Source organism: Oceanobacillus sp. M60 (assembly GCF_053839645.1).
The window spans coordinates 17,548-34,640 of sequence record NZ_JBSSNH010000005.1 but is presented as its reverse complement, the minus strand read 5'-3'; the positions used below and the strand labels follow the sequence as shown (position 1 = coordinate 34,640).

At 40.3% G+C, this 17,093-nt stretch carries 17 protein-coding genes and 1 riboswitch; of the genes, 9 read left to right on the top strand and 8 right to left on the bottom strand.

Translation table 11 applies throughout. From position 1 onward, the window contains the following. Window positions 1-179: 179 nt before the first annotated feature. Entirely contained in the window at window positions 180-887 is a 708-nt protein-coding gene (gene deoD / locus ACW0TQ_RS13320; RefSeq protein WP_042530663.1) for a purine-nucleoside phosphorylase, read from the bottom strand. A gap of 320 nt (window positions 888-1,207) precedes the next feature. On the opposite strand from deoD, the gene ACW0TQ_RS13315 reads away from it, so the two are divergent. The 3 genes from ACW0TQ_RS13315 (at window position 1,208) to ACW0TQ_RS13305 (ending at window position 2,496) form a co-directional block, all read left to right on the top strand. After that, window positions 1,208-1,471 carry a phosphocarrier protein HPr gene (locus ACW0TQ_RS13315; RefSeq protein ID WP_042530665.1) on the top strand — a complete coding sequence of 88 codons (264 nt, stop codon included), beginning with the start codon at window positions 1,208-1,210 and terminating at the stop codon, window positions 1,469-1,471. A 132-nt stretch (window positions 1,472-1,603) separates the two neighbouring features. Then, window positions 1,604-1,816, top strand: coding sequence for a hypothetical protein (locus ACW0TQ_RS13310; RefSeq protein ID WP_042530667.1), 213 nt, complete (start codon window positions 1,604-1,606; stop codon window positions 1,814-1,816). Window positions 1,817-1,887: 71 nt separating this feature from the next. Continuing rightward, complete coding sequence (locus ACW0TQ_RS13305; RefSeq protein ID WP_246529002.1) at window positions 1,888-2,496, top strand: superoxide dismutase family protein; 609 nt, start codon at window positions 1,888-1,890, stop codon at window positions 2,494-2,496. Between the two features lie 101 nt (window positions 2,497-2,597). Here the strand turns inward: ACW0TQ_RS13305 and ACW0TQ_RS13300 are convergent, their stop codons facing one another. The 5 genes from ACW0TQ_RS13300 to ACW0TQ_RS13280 all read right to left on the bottom strand — a co-directional run bounded on the left by ACW0TQ_RS13300 (window position 2,598) and on the right by ACW0TQ_RS13280 (window position 8,157). Beyond that, window positions 2,598-3,785, bottom strand: a complete 1,188-nt coding sequence (locus ACW0TQ_RS13300; RefSeq protein ID WP_193065517.1) for a MalY/PatB family protein — start codon at window positions 3,783-3,785, stop codon at window positions 2,598-2,600. Between the two features lie 319 nt (window positions 3,786-4,104). After that, window positions 4,105-5,451 carry a glucose-6-phosphate isomerase gene (locus ACW0TQ_RS13295; protein ID WP_042530671.1) on the bottom strand — a complete coding sequence of 449 codons (1,347 nt, stop codon included), beginning with the start codon at window positions 5,449-5,451 and terminating at the stop codon, window positions 4,105-4,107. Between the two features lie 261 nt (window positions 5,452-5,712). Beyond that, complete coding sequence (yugI, locus tag ACW0TQ_RS13290) at window positions 5,713-6,081, bottom strand: S1 domain-containing post-transcriptional regulator GSP13 (RefSeq protein WP_042530673.1); 369 nt, start codon at window positions 6,079-6,081, stop codon at window positions 5,713-5,715. A gap of 216 nt (window positions 6,082-6,297) precedes the next feature. After that, window positions 6,298-7,302 carry a potassium channel family protein gene (locus ACW0TQ_RS13285; RefSeq protein WP_042530675.1) on the bottom strand — a complete coding sequence of 335 codons (1,005 nt, stop codon included), beginning with the start codon at window positions 7,300-7,302 and terminating at the stop codon, window positions 6,298-6,300. A 300-nt stretch (window positions 7,303-7,602) separates the two neighbouring features. Continuing rightward, window positions 7,603-8,157 carry a thioredoxin family protein gene (locus tag ACW0TQ_RS13280; RefSeq protein ID WP_193065514.1) on the bottom strand — a complete coding sequence of 185 codons (555 nt, stop codon included), beginning with the start codon at window positions 8,155-8,157 and terminating at the stop codon, window positions 7,603-7,605. Window positions 8,158-8,324: 167 nt separating this feature from the next. On the opposite strand from ACW0TQ_RS13280, the gene ACW0TQ_RS13275 reads away from it, so the two are divergent. Together ACW0TQ_RS13275 and ACW0TQ_RS13270 are read left to right on the top strand one after the other, a co-directional pair. Next, a complete protein-coding gene (locus tag ACW0TQ_RS13275) occupies window positions 8,325-9,395 on the top strand; it encodes a M20/M25/M40 family metallo-hydrolase (RefSeq protein WP_042530679.1) in 1,071 nt (356 codons plus the stop codon). A gap of 82 nt (window positions 9,396-9,477) precedes the next feature. Then, window positions 9,478-9,601, top strand: a riboswitch (FMN riboswitch). Window positions 9,602-9,818: 217 nt separating this feature from the next. Beyond that, window positions 9,819-10,400, top strand: a complete 582-nt coding sequence (locus ACW0TQ_RS13270) for an ECF transporter S component (protein WP_042530680.1) — start codon at window positions 9,819-9,821, stop codon at window positions 10,398-10,400. Window positions 10,401-10,525: 125 nt separating this feature from the next. On the opposite strand, the gene ACW0TQ_RS13265 is transcribed toward ACW0TQ_RS13270, so the two are convergent. Both ACW0TQ_RS13265 and ACW0TQ_RS13260 read right to left on the bottom strand, forming a co-directional pair. Beyond that, window positions 10,526-10,879, bottom strand: coding sequence for a TraR/DksA C4-type zinc finger protein (locus tag ACW0TQ_RS13265; RefSeq protein ID WP_042530682.1), 354 nt, complete (start codon window positions 10,877-10,879; stop codon window positions 10,526-10,528). Window positions 10,880-11,038: 159 nt separating this feature from the next. Further along, complete coding sequence (locus tag ACW0TQ_RS13260) at window positions 11,039-11,974, bottom strand: 1,4-dihydroxy-2-naphthoate polyprenyltransferase (RefSeq protein ID WP_042530684.1); 936 nt, start codon at window positions 11,972-11,974, stop codon at window positions 11,039-11,041. 291 nt (window positions 11,975-12,265) lie between these two features. On the opposite strand from ACW0TQ_RS13260, the gene ACW0TQ_RS13255 reads away from it, so the two are divergent. From ACW0TQ_RS13255 to menB, 4 genes are read left to right on the top strand one after another with little or no spacing between them, the layout of a single operon-like run. After that, on the top strand, window positions 12,266-13,666 hold the full coding sequence (locus ACW0TQ_RS13255) for an isochorismate synthase (RefSeq protein WP_042530686.1): 1,401 nt from the start codon (window positions 12,266-12,268) through the stop codon (window positions 13,664-13,666). Between the two features lie 4 nt (window positions 13,667-13,670). After that, window positions 13,671-15,416: a 2-succinyl-5-enolpyruvyl-6-hydroxy-3-cyclohexene-1-carboxylic-acid synthase gene (menD, locus tag ACW0TQ_RS13250; protein ID WP_042530689.1), complete on the top strand. Its 1,746-nt coding sequence runs from the start codon at window positions 13,671-13,673 to the stop codon at window positions 15,414-15,416. Further along, window positions 15,413-16,207 carry a 2-succinyl-6-hydroxy-2,4-cyclohexadiene-1-carboxylate synthase gene (gene menH / locus ACW0TQ_RS13245; protein ID WP_425313004.1) on the top strand — a complete coding sequence of 265 codons (795 nt, stop codon included), beginning with the start codon at window positions 15,413-15,415 and terminating at the stop codon, window positions 16,205-16,207. Before menD ends, menH begins: the two co-directional genes overlap by 4 nt. 27 nt (window positions 16,208-16,234) lie before the next feature. Next, complete coding sequence (gene menB, locus ACW0TQ_RS13240) at window positions 16,235-17,053, top strand: 1,4-dihydroxy-2-naphthoyl-CoA synthase (RefSeq protein WP_042530692.1); 819 nt, start codon at window positions 16,235-16,237, stop codon at window positions 17,051-17,053. The last annotated feature ends 40 nt before the right edge of the window (window positions 17,054-17,093 follow it).

Sequence of the window (17,093 nt, the reverse complement as noted above, 5' to 3'; positions counted from 1 at the left end):
TCAAGTTTTCTAATTATTTTACCATAGTTTGTACCGGAATAAAAGGAAGGCTCAGGTGCTATCAGGAATATGCGGTTTTGCAGATTAGAAAAGTGTATTCCTGGAAGTGCTTGAGCCTTCTCTGTAATAATTTATCACGGAGAATCGTCTGTGAAACTCCCGCTGAATGAAGTTTCGTTTTATTGAATAATCGTGTCTAATGCTATTTCCATCATTTCATGGAATGTGGTTTGACGCTCTTCTGCTGTTGTTTCTTCGCCGGTGATGATATGATCAGAAACAGTAAGAATGGATAATGCCTGACGTCCGTATTTCGCAGCCAGGGTATATAATGCAGTAGATTCCATTTCAATGGCAAGCACTTGATATTTGGCAAGTAATTCATTTACTTCTTTGGCATTATCACGATAGAAGGTATCGCTTGTAAATACATTTCCGACACGGAGCTGTAATCCTTTTTCTGTTCCGGCATCATAAGCATTTTTTAATAATTCAAAGTCAGAAATTGGCGCATAATCAATGCCGTTAAAAATAAGCTGATTTATTTGCGAGTCTGTTGTGGCTCCCTGTGCCAGGATTACATCACGGACCTTGACATCTTTTTGAATTGCACCGCATGTGCCGACGCGAATCAGTTTTTTGACATCATAACTTTGAATCAGCTCATTCACATAGATGGAGATAGAAGGGACACCCATGCCGGTTCCCTGTACAGAAACACGCTCTCCTTTGTAAGTGCCGGTATACCCGTACATGCCTCTGACTTCATTATATAATACAGCATCCTCTAAATAATTTTCTGCGATGTATTTTGCCCGCAACGGATCACCCGGCAATAAGATTTTATCTGCTATTTCTCCCTGCTTTGCTCCGATATGTACACTCATTTTCATATCCCTCCATTATTAGTTTCCGTCTTTAAATTAAAGGTATCATAAAGATTTTTGAAAAACAAATGAATCCATTTTCAAAATAAAAAGCAGAAAAATTCAAAGATTGGAACACAAAGCTGTGTATGTATAGTTGTTTCTAAACTAAGTGTGAATTCAAAATGAAAGCGTATCCGATTCTTTATTTCATAAAAAAAGCAGTTATGTATTTCATATTTCGTGATTTTTGTATATAATAGAACATAGGTTTATGTGAATTAATTAATTTGGTACATAAACGATACAGGTTTTCAAAAAAAGAAAGGATGTTGTATATAATGAAATCGCAAACTTTTACAATCACTGCAGAAACTGGAGTACACGCACGTCCGGCTACTTTGTTAGTAAATAAAGCTGGTCAATTTGATTCAGAAATTGAAGTGAGCTACAAAGGTAAAAATGTTAACCTTAAATCCATCATGGGTGTAATGTCTTTAGGAATTCCAAAAGGTGCTGAAATTGAAGTAAGCGCAGACGGAAAAGACGAAGCGGATGCTTTAAACGGTATCGCTGACGTAATTAAAGAACATTTAGGTGAATAATTTTACATGATGCATAAAAGCGTCCTGATTTCAGGGCGCTTTTATGTATATACATATGGTTTTCAAAAATGCTCATATTTACATGCATCGAATATTTGATATAATTGTCTTCAGAAAGGTGTGAATAGCTTTATGATGCCATTTCTTTATTTCCCGGAAGATAAAATGGAGTATATTCCTGCAGTGATATCACTAATTATTTTTATCGCATTGGCCGTCACAGTGATGCGGTGGATGATGAAAAAGTCGAAAAAAGATCAGGAACGTTTTGAGCAGGAGTACCAGGATGTTTTACAGCAAACGCAAAAAAATAATAATGTGACAAATACCTCCTCTAATCAATAAGATTTGAGGAGTTTTTTGATTAAAAATTACTTCTTTGCCTAAACTATAAAAAAAGGTAAAGGAGCTTATCGATGCGACGACGGAATAAAAAGTTATGGATGCTCTCTCTAATGATGTTATTTTTTTTATCAGGATGCTTGCTGCCGCATGAAAACTCAGAAACGCTGGAGATGTATAATGCGGATGGAGATCGTGTAGGAACAGCCAGATTAAATGAAACCGATGGCGGTGTTTCTGTAAATGTGGAAGTAGAAGGTTTAAGTCCTGGTTTTCATGCAATACATGTTCATGAATACGGAAAATGTGAGGGGCCTGATTTTTCTTCCAGCGGAAATCATTTTAACCCGGATGGGAAAGACCATGGTCTGATGCAAACAGATGGACCGCACGTCGGTGATCTCCCGAATATTGAAGCAGATGCGGACGGGGCTGTTCAAGAAGAGCTGATTATTAATGAGGCAACATTAAAAAAAGGAAAAAATAGCCTGACGGCAGATAACGGAACTTCTTTAATTATTCATGATGGGGTAGATGATGGGATGAGCCAGCCGGCAGGTAATTCAGGAGACCGTATCGTTTGCGGAGTAATCAGCGGAGATTCTCAAAGCGGGGAAGAGCAGGACGCACCGACTGATCCGACGGAAAATAATGATAAACAGAAAAACGAAGAAAACGGCTAAAGATGTAATTGCATTTGGATGTGAAATATAATAATGTCTGATTTCATGATAATAAAAACTGCATTCTCCCAAGGATGAATGCAGTTTTTACTCTTTTCTAATTAATTAGTAGATGCTCTCCATGCCTCGACTGCATGAATAATTCGTTGTACGCCTTCTTCAATGGTTGCCCGGGGGCATGCGACATTAATACGCATAAAAGCGTCCCCTTCATCTCCATAGTCCTGACCAGGATTTAAGCCGACTCGTCCTTTATCAATCATGAATCGGTTTAATTCTTTTTTATCCATATTCAGCTGGGAGCAATCTACCCAGACAAGGTAGGTTCCTTCCGACTTGATTACTTTTAGTTCAGGTGCATGAGCGGCAAACATTTCTTTAATATATGCTGTATGGCTTTCAACAACTTCGAGCAGTTCTTCCAGCCAAGGCCCGCCATGACGGTAGGCTGCTTCCATAGCTGTAATAGCCATTCCGTTTAAAGAGTTATTTAAACCTTGACGGAGAAATGCTTTTTCTAATTTTTGTTTGTTTTGCTTGTTTGGCGTCACGGCATAGGAAGCTTGCAAGCCTGCTAAATTAAAAGTTTTAGAGGGAGCCATGCAAGTAATGGTTTTATCAGCAATTTCTTCTGATAAACTGGCAATTGGCAGATGTTTATGTCCTTTGAAAACTAAATCAGCATGAATTTCATCAGAGAAAATCATCGCATCATATTGTAAACACAGCTCTGCCATTTTTCGAAGCTCTTCCTCTGTCCAGACACGCCCTACCGGATTATGAGGTGAACATAAAATAAATGCCTTCACACCGCTTGCTAGTTTCTTTTCCATATCCTCAAAATCTATGGTGTAATAGTCATCTTGTTGAATTAATGGATTCTTTACAACCTCACGGTCCAACACCTTTATAATATTATAAAAGGGTGTGTACACAGGTGTTTGAATCATAATCTTATCGCCGGGTTCAGTGAATGCCTGCAATGCCATATGTAGCGTATTGATCACGCCAGGACTGTAGTTAAGCCAGTCCGCTTGGATATCCCATCCGTGCCGGTTTTTAACCCAATCTGTAATAGAAGATGTAACATCTTCATCGATTACTGTATATCCGTAAATTCCGTGCTCTGCACGTTTAATAAGCGCCTGATTCACAGCTTCCGGGGCTTTAAAGTCCATATCTGCTACCCACATTGGGATAACATCTTCCGACTGGAATCTTTTTTGAAGCATATCCCATTTCATTGATTTGGTTTGCTTACGGTCATGTACCTCTTCAAAAATACTCATTCTTCGTTTGCCTCCTTACATGATTTCATTTTTCTATTATAACAAAGATTCCTCAGAAAGATAGAAAGCTGACCAGAAACTTGCAGTTATTCATTTTAGGACAAAAAAAAGCAAAGCGTGAATACGCTCTGCCTACAGGGGGAATACGAGAAAGCCTTACAATTATAGTAATACCCGCTGTTAATAAAAATAAACCAAAAACTTTTAAAAAAGTTTATTAAATTTATTTTTATTAAAGATTGCTTATTTAACGGTGCTCACAAATGCAGAAAACCTTTCTTTTATGGATTCTCCCCATAAAAGAAAGGTTTTCTATTTTTTACAATCTCTTCTCAAGTTCTTCTTTTTCTGCTTCAAAACCAGCTTTACCAAGCAGGGCAAACATATTTTTCTTATATGCTTCTACACCAGGCTGATCGAATGGATTAACACCAAGCAGATACCCGCTGACAGCACATGCTTTTTCAAAGAAGTATACTAAATAGCCGAAAGTATATGCATCCAGTTTTGGAACCTCGATAATCAGGTTTGGAACATCACCATCTGTATGTGCTAATAAGGTTCCTTGGAATGCTTTATCGTTAATTTCATGAATACTTTTGCCAGCCAGATAATTTAAGCCATCCAAATCATTTTCTTCTTCTTCTACCTTCAAATTCTTCTTAGGCTCATTCACATGAAGGATGGTTTCGAAAATATTTCTTCTTCCTTCTTGGATATATTGTCCAAGGGAGTGTAAGTCTGTAGAGAAGTTGGCAGATGACGGGTAGATACCTTTTTGATCTTTCCCTTCACTTTCACCAAACAGCTGTTTCCACCATTCAGAAAAATATTGAAGCGCCGGCTCATAATTAATGAGCAACTCAGTTACTTTTCCTTTTTGATACAGAATGTTACGCACGGTTGCATATTGATATGCCGGGTTGCGATAGACGTCAGGAACAGCCAGGTCTTCCATGGCAGTTTGTGCCCCTTTCATCATAGCATCTATATCAATGTTGCTTGCTGCAATCGGTAATAGACCTACTGCAGTTAATACAGAATAACGTCCGCCGACATCATCAGGAATAACGAATGTTTCATAACCGTTTTCATCAGCTGTAGTTTTTAATGCGCCGCGTTTGCGGTCGGTTGTTGCATAGATACGTTTTTTAGCCTCTTCTTGACCATATTTTTCTTCCAGCAGCTTTTTAAAGATACGGAAAGCAATGGCAGGCTCTGTAGTTGTTCCACTTTTAGAAATAACATTAATAGAGAAATCTTTATCTTTCAGTATATCTGTCAGTTCACTCATATAAGTAGAGCTTAGGTGGTGGCCAACAAAAATAACTTGAGGTGCTTTTCGCTCTTCTGAGGAAAGCAGATTTTGGAAGGAGTGGTTGAGCATTTCTAACGCTGCTTTCGCTCCAAGATAAGAACCGCCGATACCGATAACAAGCAGGATATCAGAGTCATTTTTAATTTTTTCTGCACTTTTCTTGATGCGTGCATATTCTTCCTGATCATAGTTTTTAGGTAGATCCACCCAGCCTAAAAAGTCATTACCTGCACCAATTTTTTCATGAATCATCTGGTGCGCACGCAATACAAATGGAGACAAGTTTTTAATCTCTTCTTTGCCAAAAAATGAAAGTGCTTTATCATATTTAAACGTAACATGTGTCATTTAGATTTCCCCCTTAAAAATTGATTCCATATCTTATTCTACTTTAATCTATTAATGTGATGAAATCAAGGCTAAGGGTCTGAAAGGGGGGTGCCCAAAAGGAAAATAACGTTCTGGAAAAAAGGTTGAAAATAACGGGATGTTCTTAAAAAAGAGGATAATAATAGGCTGTTTAGAAGAGAAACAAAGTCCGAAGAACAGAGGTAACAGAATATGAAAATCACCCAAGAGCGATAACGCTCTTGGGTGACGATTTTTGTCTTACTTATTCTGTGTCTGGTCAATCCAGTCCTGCAATTTGTCCTTCAGAATATTAAAACCGCTTGAGTCATTATTAGAATCATAATTGTTTGCGGTATTCTCTTGTTTCACCGTCTCTTTTGGTGCTTCCTCGGTAGCGCGGATAGATAAAGAAATTTTTCCTTTTTCTTCATCAATTTGAATGACTTTCACATTAACTGTATCACCGACATTCAAGTGTTCATTAATATCTTTTACATATCCGTGCATGATTTCAGAAATATGAACTAACCCCTGGGTGTCTCCATCAATTGCAACAAATGCACCATAAGGCTGGATACCAGTTACTTTTCCTTCTATTACTTGACCAATTTCTACGTTTGCAGTCACATTAAACATCTCCTATATCTTTTTATACCTTTTATAAGCTATCCAAAGCGGATGGAAAAAGAAAAACCAGATTTTGGTGAGGTTTTTATCAATTTTTGCTGAGAATCAGCTGATTAAAACCGTTATCTTTTTCTGCATCTTTTGAACACGTACTTTTTCAACAATAAAACAGTATATCACAATCTATAGGAAATGGCTAATCTAACAATTATGCTTTCAATGCTGCCGTTTGCTGAGACAGATAAGGGTATCTTTTTCTTCAAGTATATATGTTGTCTCCGGATGAAGGATATAGTCTTTTTCACGAATAATGCCAATTACTAGAATCTCTTTTTCCAAGAAAGAAGTGACTGCTTCTGTATAGGTTCTTCCTGTTAAAGAAGAAGGTACAGCTCGATGAACAAATTTTTGCTGGGTGAGAAGGTGATAAATATCTTCAAACGGTGTCGATTGCACCTCGGGATCCAATTCATGAAAAAACAGGCTGCTCATAAAATCATTTGATCGGATAATCGTTGTTGCTCCTGCACGGGCAGCATTATCAATCTGCTTCTTGGAGAGAATCTCGGAAACGATAGGGATATCAGGGTTATTTCCGCGAACAGCAATCGTAGTCAGTATAGTATGTGTATCCGATTCATAATCTGATTTTTGATTATCTGCAGCAATAAAAACACAGGATGCTGCTTTGATATTGGCCATATGCAGGATGGCATCTTCTGTTGCATTGCCTTTAATGTAATGGACTGGCAATTTGGTGTAAGAGAGGTTATTCAATGTCCGGTCAATGATAACGATTTTCTTATTGTAGTAATATTCGATGATTAAATGGACAAGCTGACGGGTCCGTTCATTAAAACCGATAAAGACATAATGGTCTGTTCCATGAAAAGCGAGCTTTCCTTCCTGTGATTTTTTTTCACGTTTAATAACGGTCGTAGATAAGGATGCAATATAGAATGCAATTAACCCCCCGCCGCTTAAAATTAAAAATGCAGCAAGTAATCTCCCGATTAATGTTGCCGGCACATAATCTCCATAGCCGACAGTCGCCCCGGTGACAAGCGCCCACCAAATACCATCTGTTAATGAAGGGAAGGTTTCCGGTTCAATTAAATAAATAAGGTATCCAAAGAACGGCATCGCGATCAGTACAAGCAGCAGGAGTTTCAGGATATTGGGTATACGATAATAAAGCAGTCTGAAAAAACGTACGTTCATCGGGAGCCCTCCAATCTATATTGGTTAGTATGTGCAGAGAGCAGGGGTCATTATTCGTTTTCTTTTGCAGCTGCCTTGCATGCCCAGGGGGAGTGTTTTTGTCTGGAGCATTTATGAAAAAGAGGAGAGCAGATGTCCGCTCCGGGAAGTCGCTTTCCGAAGCAACGCTTCAGTCTCTTCGGAAGAAAACCGCTTCCTGATCAGGTCTACCTGTTGCTTTTCCCGCAGGAGTAGACAATATCCGCTCCCATCTTTAAAAAAACATCCATTACACAGGTGAATGGATGCTTTTAGAAAATATTATATTGCTTTCAACGTTTCTTTCATACTTTCATAAACAATGGACCAATTATCTTGGTCGTCCCGATAAGATTTGGAGATAAAACGATGCATTTGTTTTTGTTTTTCCTCAAAGTCATCGGCATCCTTAGAAGGAAGCTGCGCACGTGCTTCATCTATATAAGCTTGAATTTTAGACGCCCTCGGTCCCCATTTGCCAGCCTCATTTCCTTCTGAATCAATAAAAATGATAATCGGAATTGATCTTGCTGTTCCGTTTGTCAAGTATTGATCCATTAATTCAAGATTATCGTCCCGAAGCAAAGCTTTAACAGGCATATTGACAGCCTCTGAAATTTTAAGAAGAATCGGCATATTTAACATCGCGTCGCCACACCAATCTTCTGTAAGAATAATGGCTCTTAAGTTCTTATTTTTAACTTCTTCAAAAAAGGCTTCATCAGCTGGTAATGAAAAATTATCATAGATGTATAATAAATCCTCTTTATTTACTTCCATTGCTTCAATGTATTCATCTGGATCAAGTCCTTTGTCATACCATTCGTTTAATGACATCTATATCCCTCATTTCAATTATTTGATATAGTAAGTGTACCTTCTTCTGTAAATTTGGTAAACAGTTGTTACTTATTATGGAGAGGTTCTGTAAATCTTCCTCCTTCAAATGAAGCGTGAATGGTAAATCACTTTAGATGGAAGAATAGGTGATAGGAGGCTATAAAATGGCAGATAAACAATATGATTTTTTAATGGATTTACTTCATACCCCGTCTCCATCAAGTATGGAAATGGAAATTCAAAAGAAATGGATCCACTATGTTAAGGAGTTTGCGGATGAAATCAGAACAGATCATGTCGGCAATGCAATTGCAGTATTGAATCCGGCTGCTCCATTTAAAGTACTTTTAGCAGGTCATTGTGATGAAATTGGCTTAATGATTCAACGCATCGATGAGCGAGGCTTTTTATTTTTTGAAAAAATGGGTGGCGTCAATCCAAAAGCAGCTGTAGGGATGCGGGTAACGGTGCTGGGCTATCAGGAAACCTTTACAGGTGTTGTTGGGGTAAATGCGCAGCATCTCGGCGGAATAAAGGGTGATTTTGATGTACAGGACTTATACATTGATTGCGGCTTCCAATCAAAGGGAGAAGCGCTCAGGAAGGTGCAGGTTGGCGATCTCTGTGTGTTCAAAACGGAGCCGGAAATATTACAGGACCGTTATATTTCAGCGAGAGGATTGGATAATCGTACCGGAGCTTTTATGGTTGCGGAGGTAATTCGCAGGCTCTCTGAAAAAGGTTTGTCCATTGGTGTTTATGGCGCAAGTACGGTCAATGAAGAAACAAATATGGGAGGGGCGTATTTTGCCGCTGCTGGTATAGAGCCGGATTTTGCCATCGCTATGGATGTAACCTTTGCAACGGACCACCCTAATGTGAATACGAAAAAGCAAGTGGAAGTTGAGTTAGAAGGCGGTCCGGTTTTAGCTAAAGGCGCTCCAATTCACCGTAAAATCAATCAGTGGCTGAAAAAAGCAGCGAAGGAAAAAGACATACCTTTACAATATGAGTTAACGCCTAAGGCGACAAGTACAGATGCAGATAAAATGCGCTATACAGGCAAAGGTGTGCCAGTAGCGCTGGTGTCCTTGCCGCTCAGGTATATGCATTCACCTGTAGAAACAGTAAGTAAAAAAGATATGGAAATGGAAATTGAATTATTAGTAACGATGCTTGAAAATATGACAGGAAAAGAAAATTTAAACCCATTATATGATGAGAAAAATGGATAATGTGAAGATATATTGAATTAAAAATTTTTCTCTTGTCAAATGCGTTTTATATGGTATACTATACCTAAATTAAATATTCGATTCCAATCTTCGGGGCAGGGTGTAATTCCCGACCGGCGGAAATAGTCCGCGAACTGTATAACGTTACAGTTGATCTGGTGAAATTCCAGAACCGACAGTGATAGTCTGGATGGGAGAAGATGTCGAGCTTATTTTATTCACTATACGTGTATGTTTTTGCGTATTTATTTAGCGATGACACAGAACCCTAAAGCCTCAAAAGCTTTAGGGTTTTTTTAGCGGGATAGGCATGATAATGTTTAGTAAAGAGATACCGCTTTTCTGGGTTATACACAGAATAAAGAATAGCATCGAACCTTCATCACGAGTTGGAATCGGAAAAATGATGGAGGAGGCAGACTGATGCAAAAAAAGAAGAAAAATCAGCTGTTAAAGTTAATTATTATCGCATTATTAAGTACTATTTCACTCGTGTTATTTTTTATCAATTTTCCGTTGCCATTTTTACCAACACCATATTTAAAGGTCGATTTCAGTGATGTTCCAGCGTTAATCGCATCGTTGATATTCTCACCGTTGGCCGGAGTGCTTGTCGTAGGATTTAAAAACTTGTTATATCTGGCTGTATCTGGTTCTGGAGAGCCGATTGGCGTGTTATCTAATTTTGTGGCAGGGGTTATGATTGTATTGCCAGTATCACTCATTTATCATCGGGTCAAAGGCTTAAAAGGTCTTATTACAGGGCTTGCAGCGGGTACCGTTATCATGGCGGTTGGCATGAGCGTACTCAACTATTACTTCATTTTACCGGCGTACGGCTGGTTTATGGGCTGGGAAATGTCTGAGCAAGTGAAGTGGGTTACCGTTATCGGCGGGGTGCTTCCGTTCAATTTTATTAAAGGAATTATTATCGCGATTTTGTTTATCCCGTTATTTAATAGAATGCAAAGCTGGATTCAGCAGCAGCGGACCAGATTTATATAAAGTGAAATTCCTTCAGCCGGGAGCTGTAAAGAAACTTTCCGCTGAAGGTTACATGCAAAAAAAAGCAGAGACTTGGATAAAATAAGTCTCTGCTTTTTTGTTATTCTGTTTTTAGTCCCAGATAATTATTCTGTGTCGGAAGCTTCTTCCACAAGAATGCTTGCAGTAGGCAATACCTCAAGTCTTTCTTTAGGGATGGGTTTTCCGGATTTTTCACTGATTCCGTATGTGCCATCTTCTATTCTTTGTAACGCATCGTCAATTTCTGTAATCTCTTCTTTTCGCATTAGATTGAACCCGGCCTCCCGCTGCTGTTCAAACTGCTCTGTTCCTAAATCTGCCGGATGATTATTGACGGAAGCAAGTTCATCATCTTGATTATTATCTGTTTCTATATGGGCTTCCGCTTCCTCTTTCATGTCTAAAAGCCTTTTTTTAAAATAAGTGATATCTTCTTTAGTTAAATGTTCCGCTTGCATGATTACCATCCTTTCTAAATGATTTATCCACAAATGCTTATAAACGATGTTCAAAAAGCCCAATCAACATGACATATCAAATTTCTATCGGACTTTTTGAACAAGCACTTTTCTCACAGAGAACTGTCCGTAAAAACCCCTACTGCGTGAAGTTTCGTTTTAGAACAATCCGGAAATTAACAAAGAGAGACCTAACAGCATCCCGTAAATTGTATTTGTTTTCGCTGTTTTTGCCATTGCCGGCATCATTTCAATTGCTTTTGTCTTCCCCTTAAATTGGATGATGACACTGGCTGCCGGTGGAATACTCAGTAAAGTAAGGAAAGACCATAAGGGCAGAGCGCCTGTCAGTATAAGAATAATAGTGATTGAAAATGAAACAATAAACAGCAAAGCAAGCAGCTTGATTGATTTTGGTCTGCCAAGAAGAACGGCAATGGTTTTTCTTCCGCCTCTCTCATCTCCATCACGATCCCGGATATTGTTGGCAAAGTTAATACAGCCGATAAATATAGTAATTGGAAGGGAGATCCAGATCATTTCCGTCGTCACGGAAGCCGTTTGAATATAATAGGTGATCCCAATAATAACGGATCCCATCAGCACACCAGAGAATAATTCTCCAAAAGGTGTGTAGGAAATCGGAATAGGACCTCCAGTATATAAATAACCGATTGCCATGCAAAATAAACCAATAATTGCAATCCACCAGCTCGATGCGATACATATGTATACACCAATTCCAACGGATATAGCATAAAAAAGTAAAGCAATGTTACGAATCCGCTTTGGGTGCATCCCGTCCCGGACAATTGAACCGCTGATTCCGACCGATTGATCGTTATCTAATCCGCGTACAAAATCGTAGTATTCATTAAACATATTGGTAGCTGCCTGAATCAGTAAAGAGGCAACCATCATCGCAAAAAACAGCAGCCAATCAATGGTACCTTCATTAAAAGCAATCATTGTCCCGACAAAAACAGGGACAAAGGATGCTGTCAGTGTATGCGGCCGGATTAACCGCCACCATTTATGAAATCCTTCCCGTTCATTCAGTAATTCTTTTATATCAGCCGAATCTTTCGTCGTCATTACCTGCTTCCTCCTAAAAAACAATATCGTATTTATTTTAGATAAGGGACAGAGACGTGTCAAACCTATTTTGCGGGAGGAACAGACAGTTATGGATGGAAAATGAGAAAAGTATAGCAGATTTAAACGAATTAGTAGGCTTTTCTTGAGAAAGTAACGAAAAGGGCATAAAATAGGAGAGGATAAAAAATACCTGTCCAACTTATGAAAGGATGTTCAAGAAGTATAATAAAAAAGAGGTTATCTCTTTTGTGATTCTTGAACACGTACCTATTACGGAGGTTTATCAACATGATCGAAGTAAAAGAAAAACAGTTTACTGCTGAATTGGAAGCTGCTATACAGTCCGTTCATACAGATCAAAAAAACAAACTGTTTAGTTATACGGAAAAAATAAATCCAGTTAATTTATATAGATTTTTAGAAAAAGCGGCTGATTTAAAGCTTCCTCGTACATTTTGGTCCAGTGCAAATGAAGATTTTCAAATGGCGGGGGCGGGGCATGCTTTTGAATTATCTGCTAAAGATTCTCCATCTCGCTATGAACAAGTGGAGCAGGAATGGCATGCTTTATTAAGTGACGCTGTTATTTATAACCCCTATCATGTTTCAGGTACTGGGGTTGTCGCACTTGGAGGTTTTTCTTTTGACCCGTTAAAGCCCCAGACAAAGCTGTGGGAAAACTTTCCCTGCAGTCATTTTTCTATTCCAAATTATATTCTAACTCATGCAGAAGGGAATTATTACCTTACCCTAAATCGCTTCATCTGCACAGACGAAACGTATGCTGGTGTATTGGAGCAATTACAAGACCATCGTCAGACCCTGCTGAATAATGCAGAGAATAAGAGGGATGGATATGTATTGCACATTCAACGTAAAACAGAGATTGATCCGGAACAATGGAAGGAAACAATTAAAAAGGCTACAGATGTGATGAAAAATACGGCAGTTGATAAAATTGTGCTGGCAAGAGAGGTACGGCTGCATTTTAATCAATCAGCAAACATTCCCGACATTCTCAAGCGTCTTGTAGATACGCAGCCAAATACCTATGTGTTTGGCTATGAAATGGGAGAGGATTGTTTCCTTGGAGCAACGCCGGAGCGTCTCGTTAAAGTGAAAGATGACGAAGTACTTTCTACCTGTTTAGCCGGTACAGCACCACGCGGAGAGACAATGGAAGAGGACGAGCAAATCGCTGATAATCTGTTTAGAGACCCAAAAAACCGCGAGGAGCATGATTATGTCGTGCAGATGATCCGCAATACGATGGAGGCTTACTGTACAGATGTTAATGTTCCGTTTGAACCGGCTGTGCATCAATATAAAACACTTCAACATTTATATACGCCGGTGCGTGCAAAACTGAAAAAAAACCATCGTATTTTTTCCATTATCAGCGGTCTGCATCCGACGCCTGCTCTTGGCGGAACGCCGAGACAGGAAGCGTTAGCGTTTATCCGGGAAAATGAATTATTGGACCGGGGCTGGTACGGAGCACCTATTGGCTGGATGGACAGTAATAATCATGGAGAATTTGCTGTCGCCTTACGTTCCGCACTTATCCAAAAGGACGAAGCTTCCCTGTTTGCAGGGTGCGGAATTGTCGAGGATTCGATTCCGGAAAGTGAATATGAAGAGACTAATATTAAATTGATGCCGATGTTATCTGTTTTAGGAGTGGATTAGAGAAATGAATTATACAGAAAGCTTAACACGTTATACTGCAAACTTTATTGACGAGCTGGCGAGGAATGGGATGACGGATGTTGTTATTTCTCCCGGCTCCAGGTCCACTCCTCTGGCGCTGGTGTTTAGAGAGCATCCATCTATCAAAGAATGGATTGTTATCGATGAAAGGTCAGCAGCCTTTTTTGCATTGGGATTAGCGAAAAAATCAAATCGGCCGGTAGCACTGGTATGTACATCAGGAACGGCTGCTGCAAATTATTATCCGGCTGTGGTAGAGGCTTTTTACAGCAGAGTGCCCCTGCTCGTTTTGACAGCGGACCGTCCGCATGAATTACGTCAGGTCGGGGCTCCGCAAGCCATTGAGCAAATAAAAATGTATGGAGATTATGTCAAATGGTTTCATGAGATGGCGACCCCGGAAGGAACGCCGCCAATGCTGCGTTATGCGCGTCAAAAAGCAGCGCAGGCTTTTGCCTTTACAGAGCAGGGGAATAAAGGGCCTGTTCAAGTAAACTTTCCCTTTAGAGAACCGCTCACGCCAGATTTCACCCTTCCTGATATTTGGGGTGCTGAAAAAGAGAAATCTACTGCCCGCATAAATAGAATGGAAGGCATGAAGTATTTAGGCGAAGAACAAATACAGGAACTTACGGCTCTTTTTGGTTCTTCTCGAAAAGGGCTCCTCGTGTGCGGACCAGAGATGAATGTAAATTTCGCAGAGCGTGTATGCGAACTGGCTCAAGTTTGGAATCTGCCTGTTCTGGCTGATCCTTTATCACAGCTGCGGACAGGGGAACATGACAAAACTCATGTCATCGAAGGGTACGATGCGTTCTTACGAGATTCGGAAATCCGTGAGCGGCTGCAGCCGGATTATATTATCCGCTTCGGAGCGATGCCGGTATCGAAAGCATATTTGTTTTATGTCAAAGAGCATAGCCATATTCCGCAGTTTGTTGTAGAAGAGAATGAAGGCTTCCGTGACCCGACCGGCAATGATACAGCTTATATCTATGCTGACCCAAGACAACTATGCAGCCAGCTGATTGAAAAAGCGCCGGATAAGCTTTCAACTGCAGCATGGCTGGATGAATGGCTGCATTATAATCAAATTGCTAAGAATCATTTATTATCTGGAGAAGAAACGCAGGTAACAGAGGGAGAAGCCGCCCGCGGAATAGCAGCGGTTATTCCTGACCAGACAACATTATATGTCGGAAACAGTATGGCTGTCCGTGATGTGGATAGCTTTTTTATGGTGTCTTCGAAGGCTGTTTCCATCCTTTGCAATCGGGGAGCTAATGGGATTGATGGTGTGATTTCAAGTGCTGTTGGTGCAGCAGCAGCTGGCCAGCGGGTTACCCTGCTGATTGGAGACCTCTCCTTTTTCCATGATATGAATGGGCTGCTGGCGGCAAAACAATACCAGCTCCCAATCACTATTGTATTAGTAAATAATAACGGTGGAGGAATTTTTTCTTTTCTTCCACAGGCTAATGATAAGAAGCATTTTGAAGCACTTTTTGGCACGCCGGTTGACTTGCCTTTTGAAAAAGCCGGAGCGTTATATGGTGCAGCTTATCAGGTTGTTTCAACAGAGCGTGCTTTAAAGGAACAGCTGGAGCAAAGTTATCAGCAATCCGGCTTATCCATCATTGAAGTGAAAACAGATCGTGATGAAAATGCTGTCTGGCACCGGGAGAAATGGAATCGTGTTATGGCAGAGATAAAAGAGGGATGGCAATGAGTTCAGCGGGTTTACCATACGAAATCATCGGTGAAGGAGAACCTGTGCTGTTTTTACATGGATTTACCGGAACACGCGAGACCTGGCGCGAGACTTGCTCGTATTTATCCGGCTATCAATGTATTTTATTGGATTTGCCGGGGCATGGAGAGGCAGACAGTACCATTTCTTCGATGAAAGATTGCTGTACCCTGTTTGCGGAGCTTTTAGATACATTAGGAATAAAAAAAGCGCATGTCGTCGGCTATTCTATGGGAGGAAGAACCGCACTCAGCTTTGCAATGTATTATCCGGAGTATATTGCTTCTCTTATATTAGAGAGTGCCTCTCCAGGATTAAAAGAGGAAGCTGCCCGTCGTGAAAGGAAAGAAAAGGATGAGCAGCTGGCACAGCGTATTTTAGAAAATGGCATCGAAGCATTTGTAGATACATGGCAGGAGCTTCCTTTATTCGCCACTCAAAAACAGCTGCCGGATCATGTGCAGCGGAATATCCGTAATGAACGTCTTTCTCAAAAGGAGGAAGGCTTGGCGATGTCTCTGCAGGCGATGGGAACAGGTACTCAGCCCTCCTGGTGGAGGCAATTATCAGAGCTTGCGAAACCGACTTTATTGATTGCCGGCGAAGAGGACGAGAAATTTGTCGCCATAAATCAAATGATGCAAAAAGCAATTCCACAGGCAGCATTCATGCTTTGTCCGAAAGCCGGTCATGCTGTTCATGTGGAAAAATCGCGAAACTTTGGTAAAATGGTAAATGTGTTCTTAAATGAAAATCATATTACGTCATAAGCCTTGCGCTTGAAAGGAGTCATTAACATGACAGTAGAATGGCAAAAAGTGAAGAACTTTGAAGAAATAATTTATGAAAAATACAACGGGATTGCAAAAGTAACGATTAATCGTCCTGAAAAACGTAATGCCTTTACACCAAATACCGTAAAAGAAATGATTGAGGCTTTTACAGATGCAAGAGACGATTCCTCCATCGGCGTGATTGTGTTAGCTGGAGAAGGAGATAAAGCATTCTGTTCCGGCGGAGACCAGTCTGTCCGCGGCCATGGCGGCTATGTTGGCGGCGATGAAGTTCCGCGTTTAAATGTACTTGATCTGCAGCGCTTGATCCGTACCATTCCGAAGCCGGTAGTTGCAATGGTTTCTGGATATGCAATCGGAGGCGGACACGTGCTTCATGTAGTTTGTGACTTAACGATTGCTGCAGATAATGCAATCTTTGGACAAACCGGACCAAAAGTGGGCAGCTTCGATGCAGGCTATGGTGCAGGCTATTTAGCCCGCTTAGTAGGACACAAGCGTGCACGTGAAATCTGGTACCTGTGCCGTCAATATAATGCGGAAGAAGCATATGAAATGGGATTGGTAAACACCGTGGTACCTTTGGAAAAATTAGAAGAAGAAACCTTACAATGGTGTGAAGAAATCTTAGAAAAATCGCCAATGGCATTACGCTTCCTGAAAGCATCCTTTAATGCTGATACGGATGGCTTAGCAGGACTGCAGCAGCTTGGCGGGGATGCAACCCTTCTTTACTACACAACAGATGAAGCAAAAGAAGGCAGAGACGCGTTTAAAGAAAAAAGAAAGCCGAACTTCAAACAGTTCCCTAGATTCCCTTAAGTCAGTATGGAAGAAACCTTTGCAGATTACGCAAAGGTTT

What these genes read in the sequence shown, in the direction of transcription:
- menD (WP_042530689.1), top strand. Translation starts at nt 13,671, where the DNA reads ATGAATTATACAGAAAGCTTAACACGTTATACTGCAAACTTTATTGAC.
- ACW0TQ_RS13295 (WP_042530671.1), bottom strand. Translation starts at nt 5,451, where the DNA reads ATGACACATGTTACGTTTAAATATGATAAAGCACTTTCATTTTTTGGC.
- menB (WP_042530692.1), top strand. Translation starts at nt 16,235, where the DNA reads ATGACAGTAGAATGGCAAAAAGTGAAGAACTTTGAAGAAATAATTTAT.
- menH (WP_425313004.1), top strand. Translation starts at nt 15,413, where the DNA reads ATGAGTTCAGCGGGTTTACCATACGAAATCATCGGTGAAGGAGAACCT.
- ACW0TQ_RS13260 (WP_042530684.1), bottom strand. Translation starts at nt 11,974, where the DNA reads ATGACGACGAAAGATTCGGCTGATATAAAAGAATTACTGAATGAACGG.
- ACW0TQ_RS13310 (WP_042530667.1), top strand. Translation starts at nt 1,604, where the DNA reads ATGATGCCATTTCTTTATTTCCCGGAAGATAAAATGGAGTATATTCCT.
- ACW0TQ_RS13315 (WP_042530665.1), top strand. Translation starts at nt 1,208, where the DNA reads ATGAAATCGCAAACTTTTACAATCACTGCAGAAACTGGAGTACACGCA.
- ACW0TQ_RS13255 (WP_042530686.1), top strand. Translation starts at nt 12,266, where the DNA reads ATGATCGAAGTAAAAGAAAAACAGTTTACTGCTGAATTGGAAGCTGCT.
- ACW0TQ_RS13280 (WP_193065514.1), bottom strand. Translation starts at nt 8,157, where the DNA reads ATGTCATTAAACGAATGGTATGACAAAGGACTTGATCCAGATGAATAC.
- ACW0TQ_RS13285 (WP_042530675.1), bottom strand. Translation starts at nt 7,302, where the DNA reads ATGAACGTACGTTTTTTCAGACTGCTTTATTATCGTATACCCAATATC.
- ACW0TQ_RS13265 (WP_042530682.1), bottom strand. Translation starts at nt 10,879, where the DNA reads ATGCAAGCGGAACATTTAACTAAAGAAGATATCACTTATTTTAAAAAA.
- deoD (WP_042530663.1), bottom strand. Translation starts at nt 887, where the DNA reads ATGAGTGTACATATCGGAGCAAAGCAGGGAGAAATAGCAGATAAAATC.
- ACW0TQ_RS13270 (WP_042530680.1), top strand. Translation starts at nt 9,819, where the DNA reads ATGCAAAAAAAGAAGAAAAATCAGCTGTTAAAGTTAATTATTATCGCA.
- ACW0TQ_RS13300 (WP_193065517.1), bottom strand. Translation starts at nt 3,785, where the DNA reads ATGAGTATTTTTGAAGAGGTACATGACCGTAAGCAAACCAAATCAATG.
- ACW0TQ_RS13275 (WP_042530679.1), top strand. Translation starts at nt 8,325, where the DNA reads ATGGCAGATAAACAATATGATTTTTTAATGGATTTACTTCATACCCCG.
- ACW0TQ_RS13305 (WP_246529002.1), top strand. Translation starts at nt 1,888, where the DNA reads ATGCGACGACGGAATAAAAAGTTATGGATGCTCTCTCTAATGATGTTA.